21 protein-coding genes and 2 pseudogenes are annotated in these 25,252 nt (G+C 73.4%); 7 read left to right on the top strand and 16 right to left on the bottom strand.

Annotation, left to right across the window (positions count from 1 at the left end):
- Positions 1-41: 41 nt before the first annotated feature.
- Positions 42-1,310: pseudogene (locus AB0P24_RS04945) on the top strand (MFS transporter); the annotation flags it as partial.
- A 183-nt stretch (positions 1,311-1,493) separates the two neighbouring features.
- Here AB0P24_RS04945 and AB0P24_RS04940 read toward each other — a convergent pair.
- Genes AB0P24_RS04940 through wecB form a run of 4 tightly spaced genes read right to left on the bottom strand, consistent with a single transcriptional unit; the run spans position 1,494 to position 7,228 of the window.
- Positions 1,494-3,680 (bottom strand): glycosyltransferase, encoded by a 2,187-nt coding sequence (locus AB0P24_RS04940; protein WP_365790789.1) that lies wholly within the window; start codon positions 3,678-3,680, stop codon positions 1,494-1,496.
- On the bottom strand, positions 3,677-5,485 hold the full coding sequence (locus tag AB0P24_RS04935) for a hypothetical protein (protein WP_365790788.1): 1,809 nt from the start codon (positions 5,483-5,485) through the stop codon (positions 3,677-3,679). Before AB0P24_RS04935 ends, AB0P24_RS04940 begins: the two co-directional genes overlap by 4 nt.
- On the bottom strand, positions 5,485-6,147 hold the full coding sequence (locus AB0P24_RS04930) for a methyltransferase domain-containing protein (RefSeq protein WP_365790787.1): 663 nt from the start codon (positions 6,145-6,147) through the stop codon (positions 5,485-5,487). The genes AB0P24_RS04935 and AB0P24_RS04930 overlap by 1 nt, the downstream gene beginning before the upstream one ends.
- Positions 6,140-7,228, bottom strand: a complete 1,089-nt coding sequence (gene wecB / locus AB0P24_RS04925; protein ID WP_365790786.1) for a UDP-N-acetylglucosamine 2-epimerase (non-hydrolyzing) — start codon at positions 7,226-7,228, stop codon at positions 6,140-6,142. The genes AB0P24_RS04930 and wecB overlap by 8 nt, the downstream gene beginning before the upstream one ends.
- A gap of 101 nt (positions 7,229-7,329) precedes the next feature.
- Here wecB and AB0P24_RS04920 point away from each other — a divergent pair, with 101 nt between their 5' ends.
- From AB0P24_RS04920 to AB0P24_RS04910, 3 genes are all read left to right on the top strand, one after another.
- Complete coding sequence (locus AB0P24_RS04920) at positions 7,330-8,751, top strand: glycosyltransferase (RefSeq protein ID WP_365790785.1); 1,422 nt, start codon at positions 7,330-7,332, stop codon at positions 8,749-8,751.
- An 89-nt stretch (positions 8,752-8,840) separates the two neighbouring features.
- Positions 8,841-10,163, top strand: a complete 1,323-nt coding sequence (locus AB0P24_RS04915) for a nucleotide sugar dehydrogenase (protein WP_365790784.1) — start codon at positions 8,841-8,843, stop codon at positions 10,161-10,163.
- 86 nt (positions 10,164-10,249) lie between these two features.
- Positions 10,250-11,461, top strand: coding sequence for a glycosyltransferase (locus AB0P24_RS04910; protein ID WP_365790783.1), 1,212 nt, complete (start codon positions 10,250-10,252; stop codon positions 11,459-11,461).
- A 71-nt stretch (positions 11,462-11,532) separates the two neighbouring features.
- On the opposite strand, the gene AB0P24_RS04905 is transcribed toward AB0P24_RS04910, so the two are convergent.
- Both AB0P24_RS04905 and AB0P24_RS04900 read right to left on the bottom strand, forming a co-directional pair.
- Entirely contained in the window at positions 11,533-11,943 is a 411-nt protein-coding gene (locus AB0P24_RS04905; protein WP_365790782.1) for a VOC family protein, read from the bottom strand.
- Between the two features lie 118 nt (positions 11,944-12,061).
- Positions 12,062-12,487, bottom strand: coding sequence for a PPOX class F420-dependent oxidoreductase (locus tag AB0P24_RS04900; protein WP_365790781.1), 426 nt, complete (start codon positions 12,485-12,487; stop codon positions 12,062-12,064).
- A 437-nt stretch (positions 12,488-12,924) separates the two neighbouring features.
- Between AB0P24_RS04900 and AB0P24_RS04895 the strand changes: the two genes are divergently transcribed.
- On the top strand, positions 12,925-14,148 hold the full coding sequence (locus AB0P24_RS04895) for a serine hydrolase domain-containing protein (protein ID WP_365790780.1): 1,224 nt from the start codon (positions 12,925-12,927) through the stop codon (positions 14,146-14,148).
- Positions 14,149-14,169: 21 nt separating this feature from the next.
- On the opposite strand, the gene AB0P24_RS04890 is transcribed toward AB0P24_RS04895, so the two are convergent.
- Together AB0P24_RS04890 and ribA are read right to left on the bottom strand one after the other, a co-directional pair.
- A complete protein-coding gene (locus tag AB0P24_RS04890; RefSeq protein WP_365790779.1) occupies positions 14,170-15,315 on the bottom strand; it encodes an FAD-binding oxidoreductase in 1,146 nt (381 codons plus the stop codon).
- Positions 15,316-15,377: 62 nt separating this feature from the next.
- On the bottom strand, positions 15,378-16,037 hold the full coding sequence (ribA, locus tag AB0P24_RS04885) for a GTP cyclohydrolase II (protein WP_365790778.1): 660 nt from the start codon (positions 16,035-16,037) through the stop codon (positions 15,378-15,380).
- A 38-nt stretch (positions 16,038-16,075) separates the two neighbouring features.
- On the opposite strand from ribA, the gene AB0P24_RS04880 reads away from it, so the two are divergent.
- Positions 16,076-16,834 (top strand): creatininase family protein, encoded by a 759-nt coding sequence (locus AB0P24_RS04880; protein WP_365790777.1) that lies wholly within the window; start codon positions 16,076-16,078, stop codon positions 16,832-16,834.
- A 98-nt stretch (positions 16,835-16,932) separates the two neighbouring features.
- Here AB0P24_RS04880 and AB0P24_RS04875 read toward each other — a convergent pair.
- The 5 genes and pseudogenes from AB0P24_RS04875 to AB0P24_RS04855 all read right to left on the bottom strand — a co-directional run.
- A pseudogene (locus tag AB0P24_RS04875) lies at positions 16,933-17,763 on the bottom strand (lysylphosphatidylglycerol synthase transmembrane domain-containing protein); the annotation flags it as partial.
- 47 nt (positions 17,764-17,810) lie between these two features.
- The gene (locus AB0P24_RS04870; RefSeq protein ID WP_365790776.1) at positions 17,811-18,833 is read right to left on the bottom strand and encodes a trans-aconitate methyltransferase; all 1,023 of its coding nucleotides are present in this window, start codon (positions 18,831-18,833) and stop codon (positions 17,811-17,813) included.
- Positions 18,830-20,032, bottom strand: a complete 1,203-nt coding sequence (locus AB0P24_RS04865) for a glycosyltransferase family 4 protein (protein ID WP_365790775.1) — start codon at positions 20,030-20,032, stop codon at positions 18,830-18,832. The genes AB0P24_RS04870 and AB0P24_RS04865 overlap by 4 nt, the downstream gene beginning before the upstream one ends.
- Positions 20,029-20,427 carry a 6-carboxytetrahydropterin synthase gene (locus tag AB0P24_RS04860; RefSeq protein ID WP_046728401.1) on the bottom strand — a complete coding sequence of 133 codons (399 nt, stop codon included), beginning with the start codon at positions 20,425-20,427 and terminating at the stop codon, positions 20,029-20,031. The genes AB0P24_RS04865 and AB0P24_RS04860 overlap by 4 nt, the downstream gene beginning before the upstream one ends.
- A 159-nt stretch (positions 20,428-20,586) precedes the next feature.
- On the bottom strand, positions 20,587-21,570 hold the full coding sequence (locus AB0P24_RS04855) for a dehydrogenase (protein WP_365790774.1): 984 nt from the start codon (positions 21,568-21,570) through the stop codon (positions 20,587-20,589).
- A gap of 122 nt (positions 21,571-21,692) precedes the next feature.
- Here AB0P24_RS04855 and AB0P24_RS04850 point away from each other — a divergent pair, with 122 nt between their 5' ends.
- Positions 21,693-22,499, top strand: a complete 807-nt coding sequence (locus AB0P24_RS04850; RefSeq protein ID WP_365790773.1) for a CDP-alcohol phosphatidyltransferase family protein — start codon at positions 21,693-21,695, stop codon at positions 22,497-22,499.
- A 170-nt stretch (positions 22,500-22,669) separates the two neighbouring features.
- On the opposite strand, the gene AB0P24_RS04845 is transcribed toward AB0P24_RS04850, so the two are convergent.
- The 3 genes from AB0P24_RS04845 to AB0P24_RS04835 form a co-directional block, all read right to left on the bottom strand.
- On the bottom strand, positions 22,670-23,392 hold the full coding sequence (locus AB0P24_RS04845) for a YcnI family protein (RefSeq protein ID WP_365790772.1): 723 nt from the start codon (positions 23,390-23,392) through the stop codon (positions 22,670-22,672).
- A gap of 59 nt (positions 23,393-23,451) precedes the next feature.
- Positions 23,452-24,087, bottom strand: a complete 636-nt coding sequence (locus tag AB0P24_RS04840) for a hypothetical protein (protein ID WP_365790771.1) — start codon at positions 24,085-24,087, stop codon at positions 23,452-23,454.
- Between the two features lie 124 nt (positions 24,088-24,211).
- Positions 24,212-25,195 (bottom strand): zinc-dependent alcohol dehydrogenase family protein, encoded by a 984-nt coding sequence (locus AB0P24_RS04835; RefSeq protein ID WP_365790770.1) that lies wholly within the window; start codon positions 25,193-25,195, stop codon positions 24,212-24,214.
- Positions 25,196-25,252 lie beyond the last annotated feature (57 nt).

The raw sequence follows: 25,252 nt of genomic DNA, 5'->3' as shown, positions 1-25,252 counted from the left end.
AGGGTCTTGCAGGTCAACGGCCCAGCAGGGGCTGAGATTTCAAGTACTACGACTTCTTCATCTACGGCAGCGCGGCCGCGCTGATCTTCCCGAAGGTCTTCTTCGACGACTCGGACCCGGCCACCGCCACCCTGCTCTCGCTGGCCACGTTCGGTGTGGCGTACGCGGCCCGGCCGGTCGGGGCGCTGTTCCTCGGACACTTCGGGGACCGGATCGGCCGTAAGAAGATCATGGTCTTCACGCTGCTGCTGATGGGCCTGTCGACGTTCCTGATCGGCTGCCTGCCCACCCGCGCCCAGGTGGGCGGCCTCGCCCCGGTGCTGCTGGTGCTGTGCCGGGTGCTTCAGGGCATCTCGGCGGCGGGCGAGCAGGCCAGCGCCAGTTCGATGAGTCTGGAACACGCGCCGCCGAACCGGCGCGGCTTCTTCACCAGCTTCACGCTCAGCGGCACGCAGGGCGGTCAGCTGATCGCCACTCTCGTCTTCATCGCGGTCTCGCGGATGCCCGAGGACCAGCTGATGTCCTGGGGCTGGCGGGTGCCGTTCTGGCTGAGTGTCGCGGTGGCGGTGGCCGGCTGGTTCATCCGGCGCAGGCTTCAGGAGACCCCGGCCTTCGCCCGGCAGGCGGCGAGCGAGGGTGTCGTACGGCTGCCGCTGGTGACCCTGCTGCGGTACCACTGGGCGGACGTGCTGCGGGTGGTCGCGGGCGCGCTGATCGCCTCGGTGAGCACGATCTTCACGGTCTGGGCGCTGGCGTACGCGACGAGCGACTCGGTCGGGATGTCCAGGACGTCGATGCTGTGGGTGGGCGCGCTGGCGAACCTGGTGGCGCTGGGCACGATCCCGGCGTGGGCCACGCTGTCGGACCGGATCGGCCGGCGGCCGGTGTACCTGATCGGCGCGGTGGGCAGCGCGGTGGCGATGTTCGGTTACCTGTGGGCGATCTCCACCGGCTCCTACCCGCTGATCATGCTCCTCGGGATCGTCGCCTTCGGTGTCGTCTACAGCGCGGCGAACGGCGTCTGGCCGTCCTTCTACGGAGAGATGTTCTCGACCCGGGTGCGGCTGTCGGGCATGGCGATCGGTACCCAGATCGGGTTCGCGGTGGCCGGGTTCGCGGTGACCTTCGCGGCGCAGATCGCGGGTCCGGGCGGCGACGACTGGTCGGCGGTGGCGCTGTTCACGGCCGCGCTGTGCGTGCCGCCGGTGATCGCGGCGCTGTCGGCCCGCGAGACCCGCACGGTGCCGACCGAGCTGCTCGGCGAGCGTCCGGGTGCGGAGGCGGCGCGGCCGGAGACCGTGACGGCCTGAGCCGGTCGCACGAGGAGCGGCAGACACGCGTCCGCCCGGGCCGCTGCCCGGGCGGACGCGTGGGCGTCACCCCTGCGGGAGATCCGGTCCCGCGCGGGCCGGCCGGAGCCGGCCGCCCGACGCCGCCCCGGCCGGCGCGTCGATCCTGCCGGGCCGCGGGCACGGGGCCGGGAACCGGGTGACTCAGCCGGACACCAGAAGCTCCGTCCAGTCCTTCGCCACCCGCTCCAGCGAGAATCCCTCCCGCACCTGTTCCCTGGCCGCCGCCCCGGCGGCCCGCCAGTCGTCCTGCTCGGCGAGGCCGGCGATGGCGTCGGCCATCGCCTCGGGGGTGTCGTGGATCCAGCGCCGGTCGTAGATCTCGTCCGCGCCGGGCCACGGCAGCAGCGCGGGTACGGCGCCGGAGGCCATGCCCTCGGCCGGGGCGAGGTGGAAGCTCTCGTCGTCGCTGGTGGACAGGACGTGCCCGATGCGGCGCAGCCAGTTGGCCACGTCAGGACCGAACTGGTCGAAGACGACGGCCCCTTCGAGCAGCGGCGAGGTCTGCATGCGGTGCAGGATCGCGTCGTAGTGCTCGCGCTCCCCGGGCTTGTTCCAGATCCACCAGTACTCCCACGGCGGCTTGGACTTGACCGAGAGGTGCCAGCGGCGGTCCCGGGCCCGCAGGGCTTCGAGGACGTCGAGGCCGAGGTCGAGGCGTTTGCGGCTGGGCGCGACGCCGATCATGCCGAGCCGGTGGCGGGCGCCGGGCGCCTTGGGCCGGTCGAGCTGGTGCACGTCGACCCAGTTGCCGATCGTGGTGATCTTCGCGGCGGGCCAGCCGGTGCGGTCCCGGGTGGCACGAGCGTAGTACGGGCTGACGCACACCACCCGGTCGACGGCGTCGATGTCGACCTGGCGCGGGTATCCGGCGTCGAGTTCGAAGCGGTGCAGGCGCACGATCAGCCTGCTGCCGCGCCGCTTGTGGCGGCTGTACCAGATCGCCGCCGGGCCGCACCACTCGACGACCACCACGTCGGCCCAGGCGGCGAGGTCGCGGCTCGCGGCCGCGTCGTGCTGGGCGAGCGCGGGCCAGGCGTCGATCCGGACGTCGAGGCCGGGCAGCGCGCGGAGATGGTCGAGGAGACGGGTGAGGAACTTCAGGTCGTGGCCGGCGACGCCGACCCGCAGCGGGCGGGCCCGGGTGGCGACGGCGGCGGGCGCGGCCGGGAAGGCGCGGTCGAGGTGGCCGCGCCAGCGGGCCGCCGCGGCCTCCATCGTGTACTCACGGGCGGCCGCCGCGCACCGGCCGGCGGCCAGCTGCCGGGCCTGCGTGTCGCGTACGGCGACGCAGACGGCGTCCGCCGCGTCCGCGAGGGTGGCGCCGCCCGGTACGAACAGGGGGTAGTCGGCGCCGAGCAGTGCCTCGTGGGCGGGGGTGCGGTTGAGCACGACGGGCAGGCCGAGGGAGCCGAACTCCAGGATCTTGGTGGAGAGTTCGAGGCTCGCGTCGAGGGAGGCGTCGCGCCAGCCGAGACCGAGGTCGCAGTCGGCGGCGAGGCGCATGGCCTCCTCGCGGGGCACGCCGCCGTGGTGGACGACCTCGGGGGTGGTGCGCAGCGCCTCGGCCATGGCGGTGTCGAAGCCCGGGTGGGCCGGGTCTTTGTGGATCTTGTCGCCGACGGTGTGCAGCTCGGCCCGGATGCCGCGTTCCGCCAGCAGTGCGGGCAGCCGGGTCATGGGCAGGGTGTTCCAGCGGGGCGCGAACTTGCCGGTGTAGACGAGGCGTACCGGATCATGCAGGCCGTTCCGGTGCGGGACCGGGAAGCCGGGCTCGGGCACCGCGGGCGGGCTGAGCACGGACCGGCCGCAGGCCTCCGGCACCCAGGCCTCCAGGAAGCAGCGCAACTCCTCCGTCTGGCACAGCAGTTGCCGGGAGGCGGCGGCGATGCGGGCGAGGTCGGCGCGATCCTCCTCGGTCATCTCGGCCGGGGACTGCGGGATGTCGGTGAGGTAGGACCAGATCCGGCCGTCGAAGGCGCCGTCGCCGGCGATCTGCTTCACCAGCCTGCGGCCGCGCAGCACCAGCAGGTCGCAGGGCTCCTCCGCGTCGAGCCGGGCGAGCAACCGCGAGGCCTGGAGGGGCGAGAGGGGGTGTGCGCCCTGGCCGGGGACGAGGTGTTCCTCGTACGGCCGCACCACGGTGACGCCGGGCAGTGCGGCCAGCGGGTCGGTCAGCCTGCCCGTCTCGACGGGGGCCTTGAGAACGAGGCGGGTCCGGCAGCCCGCGCGGGACAGCGCCTGGACCGTCGACTGGGCCCAGACGGCGGAGCCGTCGATGAGGTTGAGGTCCACGTCGCCGTAGACGAGCGCCCGGAGGGTGCGGGTCATGACGGTTCCTTTCCACGCACGGCGAACAGGCGGTGCCCGGCACGCGACCACCTCTCCGGCGGGGCACCGGAGTCCAGGAGCGACCGGCGGACGAGCAGCGGGCGCAGGGCCGGTACGAAGGCGTAGTCGTCGGCGGCGGGGGTGCGGCCCACCGCGTCGGCGCCCGAGAACTCCTGGGCGCAGAGCAGGTCGAGCAGGAGGGTGTCCGGGCGGTCCTCGGTCAGGTCCGTCCAGTCGGCGACCCAGGGTGCGGTGGGCGGTCCGGCGTGGACGGCGACCGAGGCGGCGGTGAGTTCGTCGAGGGCGAGGCCCGCCGGATCGGCGACGACCACCTCGGCCGGCCGGTGCAGCTGGCCGAGCACCTGGGCGACGAGCCGGGCCACGTCGGTGGCGTCGCGGGGTGCGGCCAGCACGGCGATCCGGCGTTCGGCGAGCGGGTCGGGGCCGCCGGTGAGTGCGGCCAGCCGGGCCAGCCGGACCCGGGTGCTGTCCTGTAGGAAGACGTCCCGGAGCCGGTCCCGGCCGTCGGCGACCGGGTCGAGGCGGCAGAGCGCCGTGCCGGTGTCGCCGTCGAGGACGGTGTCCCAGGGCAGCTGGGACAGTCCCGGGGTGGACGATGCCGGGCCGTCCCGCCACAGCACCGCCGTACGGCCCAGCCCCCTTGCCTGGGTGATCAGTTCGGCCAGCCGCCGGTCCAGGTCGGGGGCGAGTCCGGTGCCGGTGAGCGACCAGGGGCCGTCATGGGCCGCGCAGGCGCTCAGCTGGACCAGGAAGACGTCCGGGTCGGTGCGCTCGACCAGCAGCCGTCCGTCGTGCGGCAGCACCCTGCTGACCACCGCGTCCGCCCCGAAGTCCTGGGCGGTGCGGTCGGTGAGCACGCCGGTGATCACCAGCCGGTCGCGGGGCGCCACGGACAGGGCGCGGTGGGAGAGGTGGAAGCGGTCGTCGGTCCCCGGCTCCGGGGCGGGGGCAAAGACCTGGGCTCCGGCGGGACGGCCCTTGGCCTTGCGCTGCCGCCACAGCCCGTACAGCTCGCCCGGCAGCCGGGCCGCGCCGCGCTTCGGCGACCGGGCCGCCGACACCAGCGCCTTGCCGATCCGCAGCGAGGTGGAGCCCTCCAGCATGGCCACCCGCGACTCCAGCACGCCGGTCCGCTCCCGGGCCCGGCGCAGCGCGGAGGAGAGCTGGTCCTTGTCGCGCAGGGCGGCGGCGAGCCGTTCGGCGAGGCCGTCCTCGCGGGCGGACTCCAGGGCGCGGGCGGTCTCCTCGGCGGCCCGCTCCAGGTCGATCAGGCGGGCCCGCTGGGAGCGGGAGACGAAGTCGGCGAGGACGTACTCGTCGGCGATCCGCAGCGCTGTGGCGAAGCCGTCGGCCAGCAACGGGCGGCCGAACCAGTCGTGCGGCGGCAGGAGTTCCCGGGTGCACGCGAACACCGCGCCGGCGTGCAGGTGCGTGTAGCCGAGCGCGGCGGCGTGCAGCACCTGGCAGCGGTGCGCCACCAGGGCGTCGAGGAGGCGGTGGTAGGGCAGGTCGGTGCCGGGGTGGCCGAAGACGATCAGGCCGCGGCCGCCGGGCCGCATCCGTTCCAGTGCGGCGAGACAGTCCGCCTCGGTGCCGTGCAGGGCGAGGTCCGGGCCGTAGCAGAGGAGCATCAGCTCCCCTTCGCCGACGGGCTGTTCGTGCCGGGTGAGTCCGACGCCGGGCGGCAGGTGCAGATAGGGGTCGAGACGCAGGCCGCCGCTCGTCGCGTCCACGACCGAGGTCACGTCGTCCAGGTGCGGGTGGAGCAGATCGGTCAGACGCATCAGCGGGTCCTTGTGAAGACATGGAAGCCGACCCGGTTCTCGCGGAAGCCGTACGGCCGGAAGAGGGTGCGGCTCAGGCCCAGGGGTTCGAGTTCCTCGCGGTAGGCGGCGACCGGCCGGTGCAGGATGTAGTCGCCGCGCGGGACGGGTTCGTCGGTGTTCTCGTCGGTGACGATCAGCCGGCCGGTGATCCGCACGAGTGAGGCGAGGTTGCGCAGGCTCGCCGCCCACGCCGCGTCGTCCAGGACGTGGAAGAGGACGTCCACGCACATCACCACGTCGTAGAGCCAGGGGCTGCGCCACTCGTCGAGGGCGGCGACGCGGTAGCGGGGGCCGCCGCCGGCGGTCCGGGCGTGCCGGACGGCCTCCTCGCTGGCGTCGAAGGCGTCGACGTGGTGGCCGCAGCGGGCGAGGGAGCGGGCGAAGTGCCCTTTGCCGCAGCCCGCGTCGAGGACGAACAGCGGGGAGGCGGGGCTGGACAGGTCGCCGATCAGGGTGAGGAGCTGGCCGAGCCGGATCGCGTAGAAGATCTCGTTGCCGGGCCGGTCCAGGCCGATGTGGCCGCCGGAGGCGAGGTCGTCGCGTTCGCGGTGCCGGTTGTCCCAGTAGGCGAGGGGGGCGTCGGGGTAGGTGCCGGCGGGGGCGCGGACGGCGTCAGTCATGGCGCTCCAGCCACTCGGTGAGCACGCGGGCGATACGGGGGCCGGCCTTGCCGTCCCACAGCGGCGGTCCCTCGGGGCCGGCCGGCGGCTGCCCGTCGAGGACCTTGCGCAGGGCGGGCACCAGTTCGCCGGGCCGGACCAGGCGGTTGGTGCCGTGGGTGACGGTGACCGGGCGTTCGGTCGTGGTGCGCAGCGTCAGGCAGGGCACGCCGAGCACGGTGGTCTCCTCCTGGACGCCGCCCGAGTCGGTGATCACGGCGGCGGCCCCGCGGACCAGGCCCATGAACTCGACGTAACCGAGCGGTTCGAGGAGATGGATGCCGGGCGCGTCGGCGAGTCCCGCCTTGCGCAGCGCCGTCCGGCCGCGCGGGTGCAGGGGCACGGCGAGGTCCAGGTGACCGGCGGCCTCGGTGAGCGCGCGGGCGGCGGCCGCGGCGGCCTCGGAGTCGTCGACGTTGGCCGGGCGGTGCAGGGTGACCACGCCGTACCGCTCGGGCAGCGCGTGGGCGGCGCGGGCGGCGGCCGGGTCGAAATGGTCCAGATGGGTGAGCAGGGTGTCGATCATGGGGTTGCCGACGAAGTGCACCCGGTCCGGGGCGACGCCCTCGCGCGCGAGGTGTCCGACGGCCTCCGGGCTGGTGACGAAGAGCAGCTCGGCCAGCTGGTCGACCAGACGCCGGTTGACCTCCTCCGGCATCGCCATGTCGAAGCTGCGCAGCCCCGCCTCGACATGGGCCACCGGGATGCCCAGCTTGGCCGCGACCAGGGCCGCGGCCAGGGTGGAGTTCACGTCGCCGTAGACGACGACCAGGGCCGGGCCACGGGCGAGGAGCTCGCCCTCCAGGGCCACCAGCAGGTCGGCGGTCTGCCGGGCGTGGCTGCCCGAGCCGACGCCGAGGTCGGTGTCCGGGGCGGGCAGACCCAGCTCCCGGAAGAAGATGCGGGACATCCGTTCGTCGTAGTGCTGGCCGGTGTGCACCAGGACCTGGTCGTGCCCGGTCGCGCGCAGGGCGGCGACCACGGGCGCGGCCTTCACGAAGTTCGGCCTGGTCCCTACGACATGGAGTACGCGGCCGTTCATGTCGTACGTTCTCCGCTCTGTCGGCCTACCTTGGCGACATGGCCCGACGTCCGTCCCGGCACCTGCCGCGTGGTGTTTCTCGGCTCCCCCGTGCAATCAGCTTGGCCGCATCCGTCGCCTGGGGCGAGTTGCGGCACGACCCCGCCCGGGCCGCGCTGCTCGGCGTACGGCTGCTGCCGGGGCGGCTGCGGCGCGGGCTGGAACCCGTCGAGAGACGGCTCGCCGCCCGGGCCCGCGCGGCCGGCCCCGCCGCCGCCCCGTCCGCCGCCCGGGTACCGGCGCCCGCCGGGCGGCCGGTGCGGCCGGAGCCCGGCCGGGTGCTGCACCTGGTCACCAACGGGCTGCCGTTCAAACACGCCGGCTACACCGTGCGCACCCAGGCGCTCACCGAGGCCCAGCGGGCCGCCGGCCTGGATCCGCACGTGGTGACCCGCGTCGGGTTCCCGGTGGCGCAGGGCGTCCTGGACGCCCGCCCGTTCCAGATCGTGAACGGGGTGCCGCAGCACCGGCTGCTGCCCTACCGGCTGCCCTACGGGCAGGGCGCGGTGCTGGCGCGCAACGCCGAGCTGGCCGGACGCCTTGTGGAGCGGCTGCGGCCGGCCGTGCTGCACGCGGCCACCGACCACGGCAACGGGCGGGTGGCGCTGGCCCTGCGGGAGACCTACGGGCTGCCGGTCGTCTACGAGGTGCGGGGCTTCCTGGAGGAGACCTGGCTGACCCAGGCGCCCGGCCGCGGCCCGGACGACGCGTCGTACCGCGCCCGGCGCGCCCTGGAGACGTACTGCATGCGCGGGGCCGATCTGGTGCTGACGCTGGGCGCGGCGATGAAGGCCGAGATCGTGGACCGCGGGGTGCCCGAGGAGCGGGTCCTGATCGTGCCCAACGCGGTGGACGACGCCTTCCTCGCCCCGCCGCCGGACGGGGCACAGCTGCGCGCCCGGCTCGGCATCGCGGCGGACGAGTACGTGGTGGGCACCGTGAGCAGCCTTACTCCACACGAGGGAATCGGCACATTGCTCCATGCGGGTGCCGAACTGCGCCGCCGGGGTGTCCCGCTGCGCCTGCTGATCGTCGGTGACGGACCGGAGCGCGGCAGGCTCGAGGCACTGGCCCGGCGGCTCGGTCTCGGCGCCGGCGCCGCCCTGTTCACCGGCCGCGTGCCGCACCACCAAGTACGCGCCTACCACGGCGTTCTGGACGTCTTCGCGGTGCCGCGCACCGACGGACGGGTCTGCCATCTGGTCACCCCGCTCAAGCCGGTCGAAGCGATGGCGAGCGGTCTTCCCGTGGCGGCCAGTGATGTCGCAGCCCTGCGAGAGCTGGTGCAAGACGAAGTGAACGGACGGCTCATCCCTCCTGAATCTCCGCAGGCTTGGGCAGAAGCTCTCGAAGTATTGCTCTACAGTCGAAACAGGCGGGATGAATGGGGAGCATCCGCCCGCGCGCTGGTGGCGCGTGAACGCACCTGGAAAAGGGTCGCTGCCACGACCCGAGAGGCGTATCGCGCTCTTGGATGTGTCTGAGACCCCGCGCCCGGAACCGCTCACCGTCCGGGCTCTTCGGATCCATACGGCATCTGCCGTTGTTGCCGTCGAGGGCGGAGTGAATCCCTATGCAGGTCGAAAAGGCCGTACCGCTCGGGGAATCGAGCGCATCGCTCGGGGATGAGGAACAGACCGACAGTTTCGAACTGGCCGTCATCGGGCTCGGCTACGTCGGGCTGCCGCTGGCGCGGGAGGCTTCGCTGGTCGGCCTGAGAGTGGCCGGGCTCGACCTCGACCCACGGGTCGTGGAGGGCCTCAACGCCGGCCATTCCCATGTCGACGACGTCTCCGACGAGGACGTCGCGCGGATGCGGGCGGCCGGGTTCACCGCGTACACCGACGACAAGTGGCTGGCCCGGGCGCAGACCGTCGTGATCTGCGTGCCGACCCCGCTCGGCGAGGACGGCGGCCCCGACCTGAGCGCGGTGACCTCCGCCGCGCGGACGGTGGCCGGCCGGCTGCGCCCCGGACGGCTCGTCGTCCTGGAGTCGACCACCTATCCGGGCACCACCGAGGAGATCGTCAAACCGCTCCTGGAGGAGTCGGGGCTGCGGGCCGGCGAGGACTTCGCGCTGGCCTTCTCACCGGAGCGCATCGACCCCGGCAACACCACCCACGGGCTGCGCGAGACACCGAAGGTGGTCGGCGGCTGCACCCCGGCGTGCGCGGCGAAGGCCGCCGCCTTCTACGGCAAGCTCGTCGACACGGTCGTGCAGGCCAAGGGCACCCGCGAGGCCGAGATGGCCAAGCTCCTCGAGAACACCTACCGGCACGTCAACATCGCCCTGGTCAACGAACTTGCCATTCTCTGCCGCGAGTTGCACGTGGACGTGTGGGACGCGATCCGCTGCGCGGGCACCAAGCCGTTCGGTTTCCAGCCGTTCAGGCCGAGCGCCGGGGTGGGCGGGCACTGCATCCCGATCGACCCCAACTACCTCTCCTACAAGGTGCGTTCGCTCGGCTACGAGTTCCGGTTCGTGGAACTCGCCCGGGAGATCAACGCGCACATGCCGGAGTACGTGGTGCGGCGCGCCCAGGACCTGCTCAACCACGAGGGCCGCGCCCTGCACGGCTCCCGGGTGCTGCTCCTCGGCGTCACCTACAAGCCGGACGTCGCCGACCAGCGCGAGGCGCCGGCGGTGCCGGTGGCCCGGCTGCTGCGCGAACGGGAGGCCGAGATCGCCTTCCACGACCCGTTCGTACCGGCCTGGTTCGTGGACGGGGAGGCCGTGCCGCGCGTCACCGACGTCATGACCGCCGTGCGCTCGCACGACCTGACCATCCTGCTCCAGGACCACTCCGCGTACGACCTCTCGGCCCTCGGCGACGAGGCCCGCCTGCTCTTCGACACCCGGGGGCGGATCTTCCGGCCCGGCGTCGAGGTGCTGTAACCGGCCGCTGCCGGACCGCTGTGGCAACTCCCCTGCCGCGGACCGGAGTCGAAGGTCTCCGGGCCGCGGAGTCGAAAGGCGCTCAGATGCGGATACTCGTCGTCACCGTCGTCCACCACCCCGAGGACGCGCGCATCCTGCACCGGCAGATCACCGCGTTGCGCGACCGCGGGCACCACGTCGTCTACGCGGCGCCGTTCTCGGCCCGCGAGGTGCGGCCCCGCCCGGACCTGGAGGGCATCGACCTGCCCCGCGCGGCCGGCCGCGACCGCCGTGCGGCGGTGGGGGCGGCCCGCACCCTGCTCGCCGAACGCGGTCACGAGGCCGACGTGATCCTGCTCCACGACCCGGAACTGCTGCTGGCCCTTCCCGGCACCCTGCGCCGCTGGCGGCGGTCCGGCACCGGTCCGGTGGTCGTCTGGGACGTCCACGAGGACACCGCGGCCGCGCTCGCCATGAAACGCTGGGTACCGGCGCCGCTGCGGCCGCCGCTGCGGCTCGGCGTGCGCGCCGCCGAACGGCTGGCGGAACGTCATCTGCGGCTGCTGCTCGCCGAGGACGCCTACCAGGAGCGGTTCCGCCGCACCCACCCGGTGGTGCCGAACTTCACCACCGCCCCGGCCCGGGCACCCGAACCGCCGGACAGCGAACGCGTCGTCTACGTCGGCCACCTGTCACGGGCGCGCGGCGCACTGGATCTGATAGAGACGGCCCGGCACCTCGGGCCGGGCCTGCGCGTCGAGGTGGCCGGCGCCGCCGACCCCGACGTCCGCGACGCGCTCACGGCGGCCGACCGGGACGGCGTCCTGCGCTGGCACGGCTTCCTGCCCAACGACCGCGCCCTCGCCCTGCTGCCGGGCGCCCTGGCCGGGCTCTCCCTCCTCCACGACCAGCCCAACTACCGCCATTCACGGCCCACCAAGGTCGTCGAGTACATGGCCCACGGCGTCCCCGTCATCACCACCCCCACCCCGCTGGCCGCGGACATGGTCGAGCAGCACGGCTGCGGGCTCGTCGTCCCCTACCAGGATCCGCGCGCCGCGGCGGCGGCGATACGCCGGCTCAGCAGCGACGCGATCCTGCGCCACACCGCGGCCCAGCGCGGCCGGGAGGCGGCTCTCACCCACTTCAACTGGCTGGAGAAGGCGGCCGAGTTCACGGGGTGGCTGGAGGCGTGGGTACGGGAGGACGCCGGGGCCGGGCGCACGCGTGACGCGGCTCGCACAAGGCGGCCGCGCCGCCGCCCGGCAGCGAGGCCGTCACCCGGCCCCAGGCCGCATCCTGGACGGGTCGGCTGAACTCCGCTTTCTCGGCGGTGAGTTCGGCGACGGTGTCGTCAAGGCCGTCGCACAGACGCGTTCACCGCCCCCTACGCGTTGGACCAGCCCCGCTCGCAGAGCACCAACCGGTAGCCGTCCGGGTCCTCGACGGTGATCCCCCACTGGTTCCAGTACGGGTTCGGCGAGGGCACCCGCTTGCCGCCGTGCTCCTCCAGCCGGGCCACCAGGTCCGCCGGCACCGGACCGTCGACGTAGATCACCAGCAGGTCCTCCTCGGTGGGCCGGGGCTCGACGGGCCGGGCGGGCTCGTGCACCAGCTCCAGATGCCAGTCGGCGTCCGCCCAGCCCACCATCAGGAGGTCGTGCTCACCCGGTTCCGGCCCGCCCTCGGCCCGCCACACCACACCGAGCCCCAGCCCTCCCACCCAGAACCGCTCGGCCGCCGCCAGGTCCCGGGAGGGCCGGGCGATCCGGATGTGACTGCGACCGTCGACGGACATCGTGACCTCTTCTTCCCGAGCTGCCGTTTCCCGCTCGGCAGCCTAGGTGCCCGGCCCGCGCGCGGCCATCGGCCGATCGCCCTCGGTCACGGGTCCTAGGCCCCGCCGCCCCGATTCGTCAGGCGCGCGGAATGCCGTACGCCCGCTCCACGCGCAGCCGCAGCACCAGCCGGCGGTCGCGGACCATGGCGGCGCGGTAGTCGTCCCAGTCGGGGTGCTCGCCGCGGACGTCGCGGTAGAGGCGGACGAGCTCCTCGACTGTCGCGTCGTACGGGTCCGCGGCCACCGGCGAGAGTTCCGCGGTGCCCTCGGCGACCGTGTAGGCCCAGCGGTCGGAGCTGGTCACGTGGTAGGAGGCGCGGGGGTCGCGGCGCAGGTTGCGGGTCTTGGCGCGGTCTTCGGTGATCGAGACGCGTACGGTCCGCTCGTCGGGGTAGTACGCATGGTTGACATTGGACAGCTGGGGGCGGCCGTCGCTCTTGAGGGTGACCAGCACCCCGTCGTGTCCTTCGGCAAGCAGCTCCAGAAGAGCGTCCTCGGTCATGTCCGGTGCAACCGCGCCGCGCCCGCCGCGCATTCCCGCGCGTACCCGCAGGCGAAGTCCCTCGGCCGGCGGGCGGGCGGTCGGTGCGCTTCCCGCACATGCCGGCGACGGCGCCTTTCGGGGTGCTCGCCCTGGCCGGGCGGGACCGGGAACCGGCGCTCCTCGCGACCGGCGTCCCGCTGCCGGCCCGTCCCTCGCCCGGGGCCGCGCCGTCCGGCGGGTGCGGCCGCTGGGTGCCGGCTCCGGCGGTGTAGCCGCTGCTCGTAAGGGCGTTGCCGGCCGTGGTCGGCGCGGCGGTGACACGTCCGCTTTTCCGGCGCCTCCTCTATAGCGTCCGTCACACCACACGTGGATGAGCGGGACCATTCCGCTCCTCCTGCGCGACGATGAGGTCCGAGGTCGGACCGCACCGCGGACGACACGACCCAAGGAGAGCGATGGCACAGCTGCGACAGGAAGTCGACCCCGGTGAGGTCGGGCTGGACGTGAAGGCGCTGGACCGCCTCGACCAGCACTTCGCCCACTACGTCGACGAAGGGCGGCTGCCCGGTTACCTGGTGGCGGTGGCACGCGGCGGCCGGGTCGCCCATCTCACCGCACAGGGCCACCGCGACCGCGCGGCCGGACTGCCGGTCGAGGCGGACACCATCTGGCGGATCTACTCCATGACCAAGCCCGTCACCGCGGTCGCCGTGCTGCTGCTCGTGGAGGACGGGCTGCTGTCGCTGGACGACCCGGTCGACCGCTTCCTGCCCGAGTTCGCCGCCCCGCGGGTCCACGTGTCCGGTTCCGGCGACGACATGGTGACCCGGCCGGCCGACGGGCCGATCCGGATCCGCCATCTGCTCACCCACACCGCCGGGTTGACCTTCGCCTTCTACCGCACGCACCCGGTGGACGCCCGGTACCGCGAGGCGGGCCTGGAGTTCTCGGTGCCGGCCGGCGCGGACCTCGCCGAGACGATGGCGGTGTACGCCCGCATGCCCTTGCAGTTCGAGCCGGGCACCCAGTGGAACTACTCGGTCGGCTTCAACGTGCTCAGCCGCGTCGTCGAGGTGGTCTCCGGGCAGGGACTCGACGAGTTCTTCGCCGAGCGGATCTTCCGGCCGCTCGGCATGCCGGACGCGGGCCTGCACATCGTGCCCGAACAGGCGGACCGGCTCTCGGAGTTGTACGGCGAGACGGAGGGCGGCGGCATCGAGGCCATCCCCGGCCTGCCGCTGCGCGGCCGCCCCCGTCTGCTGTCCGGCAGCGGCGGCCTCGCGGCGACGGCGTACGACTACCACCGCTTCATGGAGATGCTGCGCCGGGGCGGCGAACTGGACGGCGTGCGGCTGCTGTCCCCCGCCTCGGTCGGGCTGCTCGCCAGCAACCACCTGCCCGGCGGGGCCGATCTGCGGGCCTACGGCGCCCCGGTCCACCGGGAACCCGGCAACGACGGACTCGGCTTCGGACTCGGCGTCTCCGTGGTGATCGACCCGGACCGCACCCAGTCCCCGAGCAGCCTCGGCGCCTACGGCTGGACCGGCGCGGCCACCACCGCGTTCTGGGTCGACCCCGCCCACGACCTCACCGTGCAGTTCCACACCCAGGTACGGCCGAAGACCCTGAAGATCTTCCCGGAGCTGCGCCGGCTGGTCCACGAGGCGATCCAGGGCTGAGCGCCGTCCGACCGGGCGGGATCAGACCAGATTCGACTCCGGGCGCGGGGCGTCGGCCGCGAACCGGCCGGCGCCGAGCGGGCCGACGTCCAGGAAGGGCGTCCGGCCCAGGTACAGGTCGCGGATCACCTCACCGACCGCCGGTGCCTGCAAGAAGCCGTGGCCGGAGAACCCGGTGGCGTACAGGAACCGGGAGACCGAGGCCGCCTCACCGATCAGGGCGTTGTGATCCGGGGTGTTCTCGTACAGGCCCGCCCAGCCGCCGGTGCGGCGCAGGTCGAGCAGGGCGGGAGCCCGGCGTTCCATCGCCGCGTACAGGCGCGGGATCCAGCGGTCGTGGGTGTCGGTGGCGAAGCCCGGCCGTTCGTCGGGGTCGGACATGCCGAGCAGCAGCCCCGGGCCCTCGGCGTGGAAGTACAGGCTGGTGGTGAAGTCGATCGTCATGGGAAGTGCCGGCGGCAGTCCCGGGACCGGTTCGGTGACCGCGATCTGACGGCGCAGCGGCTGCACCTGTAGGTCGACACCGGCCATCGCGCCGACCGCCCGCGACCAGGCGCCGGCCGCGCAGATCACCGTGCCGGTGGCGATCCGGCCGAGGGTGGTGTGCACGGCGGTGAGGTACGCGCCGTCCCGTTCGATGCCGGTGACCTCGGTGTGGCGCAGTACGCGGGCGCCGTGCGCGCGGGCGGCGGCCGCGTAGCCGTGCACGACGGACTCGGGCGTGCAGTGGCCGTCGTCCGGGGAGTACGCGGCGGCCAGCACTCCGTCGGTGGCGATCAGCGGGGAGAGCCGGGCCGCCTCCTTCGGGGTGAGCATCCGGCTGGGCACACCGAGGTGGTTCTGCAGCCGGACGCCCGCCTCGAAGGAGGCGACCTCCTCGGGGGTGGAGAGAAGGAACAGGTAGCCGACGCGGCGCAGCCCGATGTCGTACCCGATCTCCTCGCCGAAGCGGGCGAAGGCCTCCAGGCTCCGCGCGCCCAGCTGGATGTTGAGCTCGTCGGAGAACTGGGCGCGCACCCCGCCCGCGGCCTTCGAGGTGGATCCGGCGGCGAGTTCGTCGCGTTCGACGAGGACGACGTCGCGGACGCCCGCGCTCGCGAGGTGCCAGGCGATGCTGGTACCCATCACCCCGCCGCCGATGATCACGACCTGGGCCCGAAGGTCCACGCGCGCACCTCCTGTCGGTCTGACCCGATCCTTCCCCGGCAGGCCGGGCGGTCAACGGTGTCTCAGGACCAGTGCGCCACCGCGTCGAGGTGGGGCAGCACGTGGTCGAGGCGCTCACGCTTCGTGCGCAGATACGTGATGTTGTTCTCGCACGGCTCGATCAGCAGCGGGACCGTTTCGGCAACCTCGATGCCGTGCCGTACCAACGACTCCCGCTTGCGCGGGTTGTTGGACATCAGGCGTACCGAACTCACCCCGAGGTCGCGCAGGATGCCGGCGGCGACCCCGTAGTCGCGGGCGTCGACGGGCAGGCCGAGCGCGAGGTTGGCCTCGACCGTGTCCAGGCCCTCCGCCTGCAGGGCCATCGCGCGCAGCTTGGCGAGCAGGCCGATGCCACGGCCCTCGTGGCCCCGCAGGTAGACGACGATGCCGCTGCCCTCGGCGACGACCGCGCGCAGCGCGGCGGCCAGCTGGTCGCCGCACTCGCAGTGCTGGGAGCCGAACGCGTCCCCGGTCAGGCACTCGGAGTGCAGCCGGGTCAGCACCCGGTCGCTGCCGATGTCCCCGTAGACCAGGGCGACCTGCTCGTCACCGCGGTCGTGGTCCAGGTAGCCGATCGCCTGGAATTTCCCGTACACGGTGGGCAGCGGTGCATTGACGACGCGTTCCACGCCCGAACGCCGTGGGGACTTCGTGCCGAGTACGCCGATGTTTTCTGTCATGATCTGATTCCTAAGCAGAGACGAAAGGCCATGAAAAGATGAGTGGTTCGGGCGCGCGTACGGCGGCATACGGCTCGTTGCCGGCGGACACTACGGAAGAGGTACGGACCAGGGGGGCGGGCGTTTCAACACAGGTCGCCGTCCTTCCCGTGGGGAGCTTCGAACAGCACGGTCCCTACCTCCCGCTCGCGACGGACACCCTCGTCGCCTGTGCCGTCGCCCGGGAGATCGCCGCCGGGTACCCGGTGCACCTCCTTCCACCCGTGACCGTCTCCTGCTCGCACGAGCACGCGGCCTGGCCGGGGACCGTCAGCATCTCCGCGGTGACACTGCACGCGGTGGTGAAGGACATCGCCGACTCGCTGCGCCGCTCGGGCGTCGAGGCACTGGTCGTGGTCAACGGCCACGGCGGCAACTACGTGCTGGGCAACGTCGTACAGGAGGCGTCCGCGCGGGGCGAGCGGCTGGCCCTGTACCCGGCCGTGGAGGACTGGGAGGCGGCGCTCGTACGGGCCGGGGTGGAGACCTCCGCGCTCACCGACATGCATGCCGGGGAAATCGAGACCTCCATTCTGCTGCACGCTCATCCCGAATTGGTCCGCCCTGGTTACGAGTCCGCCGATTTCACCGCTGACGACCGTCGTCATCTCCTCACCCTGGGAATGTCCGCCTATACCGAGTCGGGCGTCATCGGCCGCCCTTCCCTGGGGTCGGCGGAAAAGGGGAAGGAACTCCTGGCGAGCTTCGCGGATTCCTTCGGCGCGCTTTTCGAACTGCTCACCGCCGGGCGGGAGTAGCGCAGTCCGGCGTACCAGCGCAGGACCAGGACCACCAGGCCCGGCAGGGCCGCCACGAAGCTGAGGACGCCGTAGACGACGGCGGTGGCGAACCCGCTGTCCGCGCCGAGGCCGGCCGCGGCGAACGCCCAGGCGGTGACGCCCTCCCGGGGGCCCCAGCCGCCGACGTTCAGCGGCAGGCCCATGGCGACCAGGGCGAGGACGGAGATCGGGACGAGGACCGCCACGGAAGCGGCCGAGCCCGCGACCCGCGCGGCCACCACGAACATCCCGACGTGCCCGGCGAGGATGACCGCCGAGGACAGCGCGACGCCCGGGGTGTTCCTGCGCGACAGCAGCGCGCGGCGGGCCTCGCCGAGGGTGGCGCGCAGGGCGCCGCCGCGCACGCCCGGGGACTTGTTCATCCGGATGGCGATCACGATCGCGCAGGCGCCGGCCACCCCGGCCGCCGCCAGCGGGGCGAAGCTGCGCACCTCGTCCCGGACCGGCGAGGGCAGGATCAGCAGCGCGCCCGCGCCGAACACGGTCAACGTGATCTGCCCCGCGGCGCGTTCGAGGACGACCGCGCGGACCCCGCGCCCGATGTCGCCCTCGCTCTGCCCGTGCCTGACCGCGCGGTGCACGTCGCCGAGCACCCCGCCGGGCAGGGCCGCGTTGAGGAACAGCGCCCGGTAGTAGTCGCCGACGGCGGGGCCGAGCGGCAGCCGCAGACCGAGGCTGCGGGCCACCAACTGCCAGCGCCAGGCGCTCAGCACGGTCGTGACCGCGCCGATCACCAGGCCGATGACCAGCGTCGGGGTGTCGATCCGGCGCAGTCCTTCGAGGAAGACGCCGGTGCCGAGCCGCCACAGCAGCACGGCGATGATGGCGGCTCCGGCGAGGGTGCCCAGGTGGGTGCGGACGGCCCGGAGGCTGAGGCGCCGGGGCATGACCGGCGGGGCGACGGGCGCGGCCTGCCGGACCAGGGTGGGGGTGCTCATGAGGTGCCTCCGGTCGGCCGGGCGAGCGCGAGCAGGTCACTGTGGTGCACCACGACCCGCAGTTCACCGGCCGCGTTGGCGGCGAGCCGCTCGGCCAGGTAGGCCTCGGCGCGCCCGGCCAGTTCGGGGCGCTCCTCGACGGCCGCGCCGACCCAGCCGCGCAGCCACTGCCCGGTGAGCGCCTTCTCGTCGGGGCCGAGCCGCCAGGCGCTGGGGTTCACCTTCACGGTGGCACCCCGGTCGGCGAACGCCTCGCAGGCGGCCGTGACCGCGTCCGGGCCGAGCAGTCCGCCGCGCCGCTGGTGGGCGTTGAACGCCTCGGCGATCTCGGTGTCCAGCGGGTGGGAGGGCGTCAGTTCCACCCGCCCGGCGACCGAGAGGGTGAGCAGCGCGGGGCAGCCGGCCCCGGTGCAGGCCTCGGCGAGTGTGTCGACCTCCTCCCGGGTGAGGACGTCCAGGAGCGCGGACGCGGTCACCAGGGAGGCGCCGACCAGCGCGTCCGGGGTGAGCCGGGCGACGTCGCCGCGCCGGGTCTCCACCGTGACCCGGCTGCCGTCGGCGGCCGCGCGGGGCGAGGCGACGGCGGCGAAGTGCAGCAGGTAGGGGTCGCGGTCGTGCAGGACCCAGTGCTGTGAGCCGTCCAGGCGGGGCGCGAGCCAGCGGCCCATCGAGCCGGTGCCGCAGCCCAGGTCGTGCACGACCAGCCCGCCCGCCTTGCCGGGCAGGTTGGCCAGCCGGATCCGCAGCGGGTCCAGCAGATCGTGCGACCGGGCCGCCGCGTCCGCGCTCTCCCGCAGCTCCAGCCACTCGGGGGCGTACCGGGGCGGCTCCTCCGGCCCGGTCTCGCGCAGTCGTACGGTGGCCCGCTCGTCCGTCCGGACGACGGGACCGGCCCCGGCGATCACCTCGGAAGACACCTGTTCGCTCCCTCGTCCCACTCCTGCGTCCGTGACATCCGCCGGCCCCGGCTGCGCGGGAATCGCGCCGACCGGAGCAGTGGTCGTGGTCTCGCCGGTCATGCCGCCCTCCTGGGTTCGTCGGGGAGCCGCAGCAGGACTCCGGCCAGGCTGCGGGCGGTGGCCGCCCAGCCGTCGAGTGCCGCCCGGCGGCCGCGCGCGGCGGCCTTGAGACGGCGGCGTACGTCCGCCTCGCCGAACCAGCCGCGCAGTTCGGCGGCGAGCGCGGCGGGGTCCTCCGGCGGCACGAGGATGCCGGGTACCCCGCCGTCGGGGGCCCGGCCGACCGCCTCGGGCAGTCCGCCGACGTCGGTGGCGAGCACCGGGATGCCGCGGGCGAGGGCCTCGGTGACCGCCATGCCGTAGGTCTCGGCGTACGAGGTGAGGACCATCAGGTCGGCGGCCGCGTAGCTGGCGTCGAGGCCGGCGCCGGCGCGCGGTCCCGCGAGGTGCAGCCGGTCGGTCAGCCCGTGCTCCGCGATCAGCGACCGCAGATGGGCGACGTACTCGGGAGCCTGGTCGAGCCCGCCGACGCAGGTGCAGGTCCACGGCAGGTCGCGGACCGCCGCGAGCGCCTCGACCAGCCGGTGCTGGCCCTTGCGCGGGGTGACGGCGGCGACGCACAGCAGGTGCGAGACGCCGTCGGTGCCGGCGGCCAGCGGGGCGATGTCGGCGCCCGGGGCGGCCACATGGACCCGGTCGGGGGCCAGGCCGTGGTGCGAGACCAGCCGCCGCACCGCCCACTCGCTGGTCGCGATCACGGCCGGTACGGCGCGCAGCACCGCGCGCTCCCGGGCGTCCAGGTCGGCGGCCACGGCCGCCTCAAGGCCGGTCTCGTCACCCAGCGGCAGATGGACGAGGACGGCGAGCCGCAGCCGCTCCGTCTCCGGTACGACGATCTCCGGGACCCCGCAGGCCACCAGACCGTCCAGCAGGACGACCGAGCCGTCGGGCAGTTCCCGCAGGGTGCGGGCGAGGGCGTCGCGGGCGGCGGTGTCCGGGCGCGGCCAGGCCCCGGGCACCGCGTGCCTGGTGACCTGCCAGCCGAAGCCGGGCAGGTCCAGGCAGACCCGCCGGTCGTAGGCGTTGCCGCCGCTCGGGTTGGCCGGGTCGTCGACACCGCCCGGCATGACGAAGTGCACGGTGCGCAGGGACATGGGGAGGATCCCGATGGTCGCCGGGGCGTTGTTCTCGGTGGCGGCCGCGCGCTGCGCGGGCACGTAGGTGAGGGCCGGTTTGCGGCCGACGGTCATGTCGGTCACAGGGCACGCTCGTAACTCGCCCAGGCGACGTGCGACTCGTGAAGGGTGACGGTCAGTCCGGCGAGGCCCTTGGCGCCCTCGCCCAGCGCGCCCTTCTCGATGCGCTCGGCGAGCCGGTCCGCGATGACCTTCGCCAGGAACTCCGTGGAGGTGTTGATCCCGGCGAAGTCGGGCTCGTTGTCGAGGTTTCTGTAGTTCAGCTCGCTGACCACGGCGCCGAGTTCCTGGGTGGCAAGACCGATGTCGACGACGATGTTGTCGTCGTCCAGCTGCTCACGGCGGAAGGTGGCGTCCACCAGGAACGTGGCGCCGTGCAGTCGTTGCGCGGGTCCGAACACCTCGCCGCGGAAGCTGTGGGCGATCATGATGTGATCGCGGACGGTGATGCTGAACAACGGACGACCCTCCAGGTGCGGCGCGTCTGGTCCCCCGGCTGATCCCTGCCGGGGGATGCCCTTAATACGGCTCTTGGCTTCCCCGCGTTCAGTCCACTCTCACCCTTTTCTCAGGTCAGGACCTCTTGGGGTGCGCGGCGGACGTGACGGGACGTTCCGTCAGCCGAGGTCGCCGTAGCGGACCCGGTGGCAGAGGGCCGGGATCTGCCCGGAGGCGAGTTTCGGGAGCACCTCCGGCAACTCCTCGAACGTGCTTTCCCCGGTGATGAGGGCGTCCAGCGCCGGGTCGGCCAGCAGGTCCAGGGCCAGGGCGAGCCGGTCGGCGTAGGTGCGGCCGGAGCGGGCGGCCGGGGAGACGGTGCCGACCTGGCTGCTGCGCAGGGTGAGCCGGCGGGAGTGGAAGGCCTCGCCGAGCGGGAGGGCGATCCGCCGGTCGCCGTACCAGCTCAGGTCGAGGACCGTGCCCTCGGGCGCGAGGAGTTCCAGCGCGCGGGTGAGGCCCTGCTCGGTGGCGCTGGCGTGGACGACCAGGTCGCGGTCGCCCAGGGCGTCCTCGGGGGCCGCGAAGTCCACGCCGAGGGCCTCGGCCGTGCTGGCGCGGGCCGGGTCCGCGTCGACCAGCTGGAGCCGTACGCCGGGGAAGCGGGCCAGCAGGGCGGCCACCGAGCAGCCGACCATGCCGCCACCGATCACCGCGATCCGGTCGCCGACCAGCGGCGCCGCGTCCCAGAGGGCGTTCACCGCGGTCTCGACCGTGCCCGCGAGTACCGCGCGCGCCGGTGGTACCCGCTCCGGTACCACCGTCACCGCGCTCACCGGAACGACGTAACGCGTCTGATGCGGATACAGACAGAAGACCGTACGCCCGATCAGCCCATCGGGGCCCTGCTCGACCACGCCGACGCTGAGGTAGCCGTACTTGACCGGACCGGGGAACTCGCCCTCCTGGAACGGCGCCCGCATCACGGTGTGTTGGCTCTCCGGCACCCCGCCCCGGAACACCAGTGTCTCCGTGCCCCGGCTGACTCCCGAGTACAGCGCGCGCACCAGCACCTCGCCCTCGCCGGGCTCCGCGAGGGTGACGTCACGCAGCTCTCCGTGGCCCGGAGAGCGGAGCCAGAACGCGCGGGCCGAGCGGTTCATCGGCATCCTCCTGAACGATCGGGAAGTTGTTCACGTACCGAGATGTGCACAGCGATGAAGTGCACAGGCCGCGCACAGTACGCGGCGTTGATCGACTCTGTCACTCGGCCGGAGGACGTGCGGTGGCCCTGAACAACACTTACGAAGCCAGGCTGGTCCAGCAGGAGACCGCTGTGGGAGCGGGCGTGCAGATCCTGTTGCTGGCCCTGCTCGGGACGGCGATCGGCATGGGGCCGGCCGGCTGGCTGACGGGTCTCGCGTTCGCGATTGCCACCTGGGCGGTGCTCTCCCGGGCCCTGCACCGCACCCGCCCCCGCTCCTTCGGCCCCGCCAACCGGGTGACCCTCGGCCGCGCGATCCTGGTCGGCGGCGTGACGGCCCTGGTCGCCGACTCCTTCGAGAGCTCCCCGCCGGTCACCCTCCTGGTCGGCCTGACGGCCGTGGCCCTCATCCTCGACGGCGTGGACGGCAAGGTGGCCCGCAGGACGGGTACGTCGACGGCCCTGGGCGCCCGCTTCGACATGGAGGTCGACGCGTTCCTGATCCTGGTGCTGAGCGTGTACGTCTCCACGCGGCTGGGGCCCTGGGTGCTGCTGATCGGCGCGATGCGCTACGCGTTCGTCGCGGCGGCGAGGGTCGCGCCCTGGCTCAACGCCCCGCTGCCGCCGTCGATGGCCCGCAAGACGGTCGCCGCGATGCAGGGCATCTGCCTGCTGCTGGCGGGCGCGGACCTGCTGCCGTACCTGGCCGACCTGGGCGTGGTGCTGCTGGCGCTCGGCTCCCTGGTGTGGTCCTTCGGGCGGGATGTGGTGTGGCTGTGGCGCAACGCGCGGCAGGCGGTGCGGATACCGGCGGAGCTGGAGCCGGCCGAGGCGTCCGTGGAGACGTCCGTCGAGGGGATCGAGATGCTGGAGCTGGCGGTGCGCTGACCCGGGGACAGCGGAGGGGGCCCGGACCGAGGGTTGGTCCGGGCCCCTTCTGGTGTGCCGACGGGTGTTGGCCTACCGGCGTTGGCCTACAGATGGTTGCCTACCGGCGTTGGCCTACAGGCGTTGGCCTACTGGAAGTTGCCGACGGGCGGTTGCCAACGGGCGTTGGCCTACGACCGTGCGCCCCGCGTCCGTACGACGGCGAACGCGGCCGCCGCCAGGCCCAGGGCACCGACGACAAGGCCCGCGACGCCGAGGCCGCGGGCGGTGGAGTCGCTGGAGTCGGCGGCAGCCGTCGCCTTGGCGCTGGTCTTGGTGGCCGGCGCGGCGGCCGCGGCGGAGTCGTCACCCGCGGCCGTCAGCTTGAGCGTCGGCGCCGGGTTCTCCGGCTCGTCGTCGCCGCTCTGCGTCTGCTCGATCCAGCGGACGACCTTGCCGTCGGAGTAGGACTGCAGGGTCTTGAAGGTCAGCTGGTCGGTGTCCTCGGGCAGTTGGCCGAAGGCGATGTCGAAGTCCTCGTACTGCCCGGCGCCGATCTTGCCGCCGGTCCAGGTGACGTCGGAGACGGCCTCGGTGATGGTGCCGTCGTCGGTCTTCACTGGCGTCTTCAGCTTGGTGGTGGTCACCTTGGCGGTCCAGCCGTCGTGCGGGGTGACGAGGACGCCCAGGACCGGGTGGTCGGTGGGCAGGTAGACCTGGACCTTGGTGGTGGCGGCGGTGTTCTCCTCGTTGGGCACGCGGAAGGTCAGCACGCCGTCGGTGGCGCCCTTGGCGTAGCTCTCCGGGTGGACGGTGACGTGCGCGGCGGCGGCACCGGCGGCGGCGAGGACCGACGCGGCGGTGAGCGCGGTGACGGCGGCGGCGCGGCGCAGGGCGCGGCGAGTCGCAGGCATGGCAGGCATGGCAGGCATGGTGAAGGGATCTCCGTACGAGTGAAGTCTGTCTGAGCGTCTTACGGGTGTCGGACGGTGTACGGGATCGGGATCGGGGGGCCGCGTCGGCTCACCGCGTGCCGCAGCGCGAGCAGTGGACGGGGCCGTATCGGACCGGCCGGGGCCGGACGGAGGCCGTCGACCGGGGCGGGCAGCGGGGCGTCGTGCCACCAGGCGGCCAGGCCGGGGACGAGCGCGGCCGTCCGTCGCAGCAGCGACCACAGCGCTACCTCGCCGCGCCGCAGCCACCAGGCGGCGACGAGCGCGGCGACGACATGGGCGACGGTGGCGTGCGCGGTCACGGCGTGCGGATACTGCGCCATGTGGGCCATGGGGTGACCGCTCATGTGCGTGGGGGCCATGTGCGGCATGCCGGCCATGGGCGTGCTGTGCATCGGCGTCACCCGGCGCGCCGCGTCGAAGCCGAGGTGCAGACCCGCCTGGGTGAGCAGCATCCCGGCACTGATCTCCGGCAGCCCGCGCTCCCGCCCCGCGAGGGCACGCCCCAGGCCGAACACGACGACGAACCCGGCCGCGTCCGCCCACGGCGGCGGCATGTCCCCCATGGCGAGGCCGTGCCCGGCGGCAGCCAGGAGCACGCACACCGCGGCGAACACCGCGGCACGCAGGCTCCGTACCGCCGGTGACGCACTCATGGTGAGCGATCCTCCCACGGTGGGGGATACGCGAGGCACGAACAGTCCGTTCACTCACCCCTGGGGATTCCCTGTGCGCCCGTCACCGGGCGGTGTTTGGCACCCGGTCATCGGCGGGACCAGGTCACTTGATGTCGATCACGATCTTGCCCTGGGCGGTGCCGCTCTCCACGGCGGCGTGGGCGTCGGCGACGTCGGCGAGCGTGAAGTGCCTCGGGTCGAGCAGCGGCTTGAGTGCCCCGGCGGCGGCGAGCGCGGCCGCCTCGCGCATGATCTCGCCGTGGTGTTCCCGACCGCGCCCCGTCAGGAGGGGCAGCAGGGTGAAGACACCGGAGTAGGTCGCGCCGCGGAAGGACAGCGGGGCGAGGCTGTGGCTTCCCCAGCCCAGGGCGCTCACGACGTGCCCCGTGTAGGTGCGTACCGCGGCGAAGGAGTCGTCGAGCACGGAGCCGCCGACGGTGTCGAAGACGACGTCGAAGCCCTCGCCGCCGGTGTGCTCGGCGACGTACTCCTGCACGGCGGTGGTGGTGTAGTCGATCGGGGTGGCCCCCAGGCGCTGGACGACCTCCCGTCGGGAGGGCGAGGCGGTGGCGAAGACCTCGGCACCGCGGGCCCGGGCGATCTGTACGGCCACCTGGCCGATGCCGCCGGCTCCGCCGTGGACGAGGACCTTCTGTCCCGCGTGGACCTGCGCCCGGTCCACCAGTCCCTCCCAGGCCGTGATGAAGACCAGGGGCAGGGCCGCCGCCTCGCGCATGCTGAGCGCGGCCGGCTTGCGGGCCAGCAGACGGGCGTCGACGGCCGCGTACTCGGCGAGCGTGCCCTGCACGTCACCGACGCCGCCGGTCATGCCGAAGACCTCGTCGCCGGGGGCGAAGTCCGTGACGCCGGGGCCGGTCTCCTCGATCACGCCGGCCAGGTCCAAGCCGAGGACGGCCGGGAGCGTGCGCCGGGCGTGGGCGGCCTTGCCGGCCCGGATCTTGGTGTCCAGGGGATTGACGCCGCTGGCCTCGATCCTGACAAGCACCTGCCCCGGGCCGGCGACGGGCTTGCCGATCTCGCTGAGGACCAGCGGAGTGTCGAACTCCCGGAGAACCACTGCGCGCATGGCTGCGCCTCTTTCCTGTCTTGCTGGGTGGGTGTGCGCGGTCGGCACGGTGGTGTA

The organism is Streptomyces sp. NPDC086519, from assembly GCF_040686075.1.
In the GTDB taxonomy this organism is placed as follows: Bacteria; Actinomycetota; Actinomycetes; order Streptomycetales; family Streptomycetaceae; genus Streptomyces; species Streptomyces shenzhenensis.
Note: the sequence above shows the minus strand (reverse complement) of the source record. Positions and strands in the feature narration are given on the sequence as shown.

Bases quoted from the DNA above. Each gene is read 5' to 3' on its own strand.
- AB0P24_RS04940 (WP_365790789.1), bottom strand. From the start codon at position 3,680: ATGACCCGCACCCTCCGGGCGCTCGTCTACGGCGACGTGGACCTCAAC.
- AB0P24_RS04935 (WP_365790788.1), bottom strand. From the start codon at position 5,485: ATGCGTCTGACCGATCTGCTCCACCCGCACCTGGACGACGTGACCTCG.
- AB0P24_RS04930 (WP_365790787.1), bottom strand. From the start codon at position 6,147: ATGACTGACGCCGTCCGCGCCCCCGCCGGCACCTACCCCGACGCCCCC.
- wecB (WP_365790786.1), bottom strand. From the start codon at position 7,228: ATGAACGGCCGCGTACTCCATGTCGTAGGGACCAGGCCGAACTTCGTG.
- AB0P24_RS04915 (WP_365790784.1), top strand. From the start codon at position 8,841: ATGCAGGTCGAAAAGGCCGTACCGCTCGGGGAATCGAGCGCATCGCTC.
- AB0P24_RS04910 (WP_365790783.1), top strand. From the start codon at position 10,250: ATGCGGATACTCGTCGTCACCGTCGTCCACCACCCCGAGGACGCGCGC.
- AB0P24_RS04905 (WP_365790782.1), bottom strand. From the start codon at position 11,943: ATGTCCGTCGACGGTCGCAGTCACATCCGGATCGCCCGGCCCTCCCGG.
- AB0P24_RS04900 (WP_365790781.1), bottom strand. From the start codon at position 12,487: ATGACCGAGGACGCTCTTCTGGAGCTGCTTGCCGAAGGACACGACGGG.
- AB0P24_RS04895 (WP_365790780.1), top strand. From the start codon at position 12,925: ATGGCACAGCTGCGACAGGAAGTCGACCCCGGTGAGGTCGGGCTGGAC.
- ribA (WP_365790778.1), bottom strand. From the start codon at position 16,037: ATGACAGAAAACATCGGCGTACTCGGCACGAAGTCCCCACGGCGTTCG.
- AB0P24_RS04880 (WP_365790777.1), top strand. From the start codon at position 16,076: ATGAGTGGTTCGGGCGCGCGTACGGCGGCATACGGCTCGTTGCCGGCG.
- AB0P24_RS04870 (WP_365790776.1), bottom strand. From the start codon at position 18,833: ATGACCGGCGAGACCACGACCACTGCTCCGGTCGGCGCGATTCCCGCG.
- AB0P24_RS04855 (WP_365790774.1), bottom strand. From the start codon at position 21,570: ATGAACCGCTCGGCCCGCGCGTTCTGGCTCCGCTCTCCGGGCCACGGA.
- AB0P24_RS04845 (WP_365790772.1), bottom strand. From the start codon at position 23,392: ATGCCTGCGACTCGCCGCGCCCTGCGCCGCGCCGCCGCCGTCACCGCG.
- AB0P24_RS04840 (WP_365790771.1), bottom strand. From the start codon at position 24,087: ATGAGTGCGTCACCGGCGGTACGGAGCCTGCGTGCCGCGGTGTTCGCC.
- AB0P24_RS04835 (WP_365790770.1), bottom strand. From the start codon at position 25,195: ATGCGCGCAGTGGTTCTCCGGGAGTTCGACACTCCGCTGGTCCTCAGC.